The sequence below is a fragment of the Pseudonocardia sp. D17 genome (assembly GCF_036984265.1).
GTDB classification, from domain to species: domain Bacteria; phylum Actinomycetota; class Actinomycetes; order Mycobacteriales; family Pseudonocardiaceae; genus Pseudonocardia; species Pseudonocardia benzenivorans.
Map to the genome: position 1 here is coordinate 1 of NZ_BPRG01000108.1, position 4,665 is coordinate 4,665.

A 4,665-nucleotide genomic window follows, 5' to 3' on the forward strand; every position below is an offset into this window, starting at 1 on the left:
ACCGTCGGGCCCGGGGCCCGCGCCGGCGGCACCGTCGGGCCCGGGGCCCGCGCCGGCGGCACCGCCGGGCGCCGGTCCGTCGTCGAAGGCGTTGGCCAGGTGCCAGCACCAGAACGCGTCGGTCGTGAGCCAGCGGGTCGGCGAGCCGTCGCGGGGCACGAGCGCGATCCGGGTGCCGTCCTCGGGACGCCAGGTGAGCAGGCTGCCGCCGGACATCGCCGCGGCGATGTCGAAGTAGTACGGCGCGACGACGAGCACGACGAACCGGTCGGTGATCGCCATGTCGTGGATCATCGTCGGCCGTTCGACGCCGTCGACGACGGTCGGCGTCCGCCGGATCGTCCCGTCCGGTCCGACGACCGACCAGGTCAGGAACGGTGCCTCGATGCCGTAGCAGAAGACGAGCAGTTCGCCGGTCCGCGGGTCGATCTTGGGATGCGCGGTGATCCCGGCGGGCAGGGCCCCGCCGAACGTCTCACGACCCAGGGTCGCCAGCTCCGGCGAGAGCGCGAAGGGCGGCGCCGCCTCCGCGAGTGCGAGCGTCCGGCCGGCGTGCCGGACGACGTTGATGTCGGGCAGGTCCTTGCGGGTGCCCGCGAGCCCGGCCCCGACCTCCGTGGCGTCGGGCCGGTACATCGTCATCAGCCCGCTCCACAGGGCGTGCCCGGCTCGTTCCTCGGCCCGGAGCGCGGGCGTCTCGACGAAACGGTTGGAGTAGCTGACCCGGCCGTCGTCGATGCGGACGGCGTGGATCATCCCGTCACCGTCGAGCGGGTAGGTGTAGGAGCCGATCGGGGTGAAGCGGGGGTTGGGTCCGTTGCGCAGGTAGGTCCCGTCGAGCTCGGGCGGCAGCTCGCCGACGACCTCGAGCGGGCCGATGTCGCGCTCGGCCGTCGTCGGCGCGAACAGGCCGGAGAGCTCGGGGACGAGCGAGACGTCGACGGGGACCGGGTGCGCCCCGGTGGGTAGCAGCGTCACGACGCACGCCCCGACGTCGTCCCGGCGGCCGTGTCGTGCGTTGCGGGCGGTCCGTCGTCGTGACCGGTGTAGGCCTGGGTGAACTTCGCCGCCGCGACGATCACGACCGCGGGCACGACCCACTCCAGCACGTCGACCGCGACCGACCAGCGGACGGCGACGAACCCGGCGACGGCGACCACGACGAACGCCGCACCCCAGACCAGGCTGATGACACGGTTGATCCGCCGGAACTCGCGCGTCCCCCAGAGCTCCCGCGGCACCTCGCGGCGGGCGTAGTACGCGGTGAACGGCCGCCCGATCAGGACACCCCCGATCGCGACCACGGCGAGCAGCCCCATCGAGATGGCCTGCGCGTAGTTCTCGAGGGTCTCCAGCGCCGACCGCTCGACGACGAGCGCGAGGACCGACAGGACGGCGAAGAACACCAGGCCTGCCACGTCGAGTGCGGAGACGCCCTCGTGCTTGCGGAGCGACGGGACGACGAGCCCGATCGAGATGACGAGCGCGACCAGCGACGCCCACTGCCAGGTGCTGGGCGAGGACACCACCCAGAACACGATCCAGGGCGCGAAGCCCGCTGCGATGCTGTTGCGCACGGTCCCTCCTCGGCCGTCCGGCCCCGGCGAGCCGCCGGGATCACCGGGACCGACGGTGCCCGCGGGCGACCGCGCAAGCACTGGGAGAAACACCCAGGCTCAGGCGAAGGTGCGGCCCCGCAGCTGGCGCCGGGAGGAGATGCCGAGCTTCGCGAACACGTTGCCGAGGTGGAAGTCCACGGCCTTCGGGGTGACCCAGAGGACCTCGGCGGCCTCCCGGCTGGTCAGGCCCCGGGCGACGAGGTCGGCGACCTGGCGTTCGCGCGGGGTGAGCGGCGGCGCCCCGGCGTCGCCGTGGTCGGCCTCCGCCGGCGTGGACGCGGCGCGGATCCGGTCCAGCCACGGCGTCGCGGCGATCTCGGTGAACACGGCGGCCGCGGCTCGCAGCTGCTCGGGGCCGTCGGGGACGTGCGGGAGCCCGCCCAGCAGCACACGGATCTCGGCGAGCTCCACCGGGCACTCGTCGGCGACCTCGTCGGGGTGGCGCTCGGCCGTCGCCACGGCAGCGCGCAGCGTGATCTCGGCGGCGGCGGTGTCGCCGGTGGCCAACGCCAGCCTGGCCTGGACCTGGTGGCGGGCGAGCCGGAACCACAGTGGTGCACCGGTGCGCGGCCAGGATCGCAGCGCGGCGCGGGCTCCGGCGAGGTCCCCGCTCCCGACGAGCGCCTCGGCGTGCAGCGGCCGCCACGGTGCGAACGGTGCCGACGACATCCCGCCGGCCGCCGCGGTCGCCGGCACCCGGCGCAGCGCCCGCGCCATCCCGTCGGCGTCCCCGAGGGCCCGGCACAGTGTCGCCTCTGCCAGGGCGAGTGCGTGGGCGCCCTGAGGGTTGAACGTCCGTTCCAACGACGCGCGCGCCGCGGCGCAGTGCTCCGCGGCGCGGTCGCGCTGCCCGCGGGCGGCCGGTACCAGTGCGGCAACCGCGTGGGCGGTCGATTCCGCCCAACCCCGGTCACCGTCGACGAACCAGGTGAGCGCGATGTCGGCCTGTGCCTCGGAGAGGTCCCAACGCCCGGTGCGGTAGAGAACCTCGACGAGGTGGCAGTGCGCGCGGTGCGTGCTCGACGAGGGTGCGCCGCGCCGCGAGCGGGCGATTCCCTCCTCCAGCCGGGAACGCGCGGCCGCGATCCGCCCTGCCGCGAGGTGCAGGGTCCCCTCCGTGATCGCAGGGTCCGCCCCGAGCGCGTGGTCGACGTGCCCGGCCAGCACGTCGAGCCCGGCGTCTGGCCCCTCGCTCAGCGCGCGACCGAGAGCGTGCAGGACCAGCGCCTGCTCGGCGCGGACCGGGCGGCGGGTCAGCTCCGGCACCCGCGCCGCGGCCGCCGCTGCAGCGACACCCCGGCCCCGGAAGATGTGTTCCAACGCCAGCCGCACCCCGGCGAGCGCACGGACCTCGGGATCGCCGTCGGCGGCCTCCAGGGCGCTCTCCAGGTGGGCGTGCGCGGCAGGGTCCGCATCCCGGCTGAGCAGGAATCCCAGCGCGACGTCGCGCTCGGGGCACGGCCGGGCGGCCCGGACCGCGGGAGCGCGGGCGAGGAGCCGGTCGGTGTCGTAGGCGTCGACCAGCAGCACGCACGCGGCGAGCAGCCGACGTTCGGCCAGCTCGGCCGTCGGGCTGAGATCGGCGGCGTCGAGCAACCGGGTCGCGGCCGCACGGACGTCGGTCGGTTCGGACCGCGCGGCGGCCTCCAGGTCGTCGGCGAGACCGGGGTCGGGGCGGCCCTCGGCGGCCGCAACGCGATGGGCCAGCTCGGCCGTGCCCCCGACGGCTGCGGCGAGGTCGAGATGAATCTCCCTGCGCCACAAGGGATCCAGGCGGTCGTACACCGATGCTCGCACCAGCGGATGGCGCACTCGCATCGTGGACCGAGCGCCGAGAGCGAGGACGTCGACCAGGCCGGCCGCCGTCAGCTCCCGCGCGGCCGCGTCGACGTCGACGTCCGCGAGCTCGGTCAGGCGCGCCAGCAGGCTGCGCCCGGCGGGACGGGCGAGCACCACGAGACAGGCCAGGACCCGGTGGGCGTCGTCGGACAGCCGCGCGGTCCGGCTCGCGATCTCGTCGGCGAGCGCGCGCGGCGCGGGCAAGGGCGAGTCGCCGCGCAGCACGTCGTCGGGCAGCTCGCGCAGCAACGTCGTCAGGTGCAGCGGGTTGCCCTCGGTCTCGGCGTGCAGCCGCGACGTGACCGCGCGGCTCCACCGGCCGGGCCGCAGCCGGAACACGAGCTCCCGCACACCGTCGGGATCGAGCCCGCCGAGCCGCAGCGTCGCGGCGTCAGGGCCGTCGGCGAACAACGACGTCCACACCCGGCCGAGCCCGTCGCCCCGGGCGGTGGCGACGACGAGGACGCGGTCGGCGTGCAGCCTCCGTACGGCGCGGGCCAGGCCGATCGCCGACTCCTCGTCGACGTCGTGCAGGTCGTGCAGCACGACGACGACCGGCCCGTCCTCTTGACGTGCCCCGAGCCGCTCCAGCAGGCTCGTCGGGTCCCGGGCGCGGTCGGCACCCAGCTCTGCCGCCACCAGCTCCTGGAACGCACCGGGTCGTCGGTCCCCGTCCGCCTCGACCCGTACGACGACGGCGTCGGGCAGACCGGCGACGAACGCGTCGACCAGCGCCGTCTTGCCGACACCCGCGTCGCCGCCCACGAGTACCCGCGCGGCGTGACCCGCGGCCGCCCGATCGAACCAGCGCGACAGCACCGCCAACTGCGCGTCGCGGCCCACGAGGGAACCCGGCCCCGCCTCCGGCCCCCCGTCGAGCACCATCGCCCGCCTCCCTCGTGCCCCCTACTCCATCATCCGGACGAGCCGATCTCAACCGGTCGGACCACCCGACGTGGTCGACGGGCGACGCCGAGGAGTTCGGCCCCGTACGGAGATCCGTTACCGGCGCCGACGGGCGCGGCTCGGCGACCGACCGGGGACCGCGTGGTTGCACGCGAGGTCCTCGGCCCGACGTCTCCCGGCATGGTGCGGCACGCGCAAGTCCTGCCTGCTGCCTGCGCGGGGCGGCGCCACCCGGTGGGGGAGTGTCAGAAGAACGGTGGAACTGGCCTCGGTTATGGCTAGTTTCCGTTGCTGGGGACGA

The 4,665-nt window shown here is 75.1% G+C and carries 3 protein-coding genes; all 3 read right to left on the reverse strand.

What is annotated here, in order from left to right; translation table 11 throughout:
* Window positions 1-978: carotenoid oxygenase family protein (locus tag PSD17_RS17855; protein ID WP_339123625.1), on the reverse strand; the 978-nt coding region annotated here is incomplete at its 3' end.
* Window positions 975-1,577 carry a hypothetical protein gene (locus PSD17_RS17860; RefSeq protein WP_103381142.1) on the reverse strand — a complete coding sequence of 201 codons (603 nt, stop codon included), beginning with the start codon at window positions 1,575-1,577 and terminating at the stop codon, window positions 975-977. The genes PSD17_RS17860 and PSD17_RS17855, both read right to left, overlap by 4 nt.
* A 99-nt stretch (window positions 1,578-1,676) precedes the next feature.
* Window positions 1,677-4,343 (reverse strand): LuxR C-terminal-related transcriptional regulator, encoded by a 2,667-nt coding sequence (locus PSD17_RS17865; protein WP_339123626.1) that lies wholly within the window; start codon window positions 4,341-4,343, stop codon window positions 1,677-1,679.
* Between the last annotated feature and the right edge of the window lie 322 nt (window positions 4,344-4,665).

Coding starts and splice junctions, on each gene's coding strand:
- PSD17_RS17865 (WP_339123626.1), bottom strand. CDS start 4,343: ATGGTGCTCGACGGGGGGCCGGAGGCGGGGCCGGGTTCCCTCGTGGGC.